Raw genomic sequence first — 238 nt, forward strand, 5'->3', positions numbered from 1 at the left:
AGGCCGTATGCTCTTCTCTGGAGATGAGGTTAACAAACCTGTAAACGTCTTGTCAGGAGGAGAAAAAGTGCGTGTTATGCTTTCAAAACTCATGCTCTTGAAATCAAATGTCCTTGTACTTGATGATCCAACCAATCACTTGGACTTGGAATCTATCTCAAGCTTGAACGATGGATTGAAAAACTTCAAAGAATCAATCATCTTTGCCAGTCATGACCACGAGTTCATTCAAACTCTA

Annotated in this window: 1 protein-coding gene; it reads left to right on the forward strand. The window is 39.9% G+C overall.

Annotated elements, in window-relative coordinates:
• The coding region (locus tag WKI42_RS10960) for an ATP-binding cassette domain-containing protein (RefSeq protein WP_368081926.1) at nt 1–238 on the forward strand (238 nt) is incomplete at both ends.

The sequence above is a fragment of the Streptococcus pseudopneumoniae genome (assembly GCF_038148935.1).
In the GTDB taxonomy this organism is placed as follows: Bacteria; Bacillota; Bacilli; order Lactobacillales; family Streptococcaceae; genus Streptococcus; species Streptococcus pseudopneumoniae_U.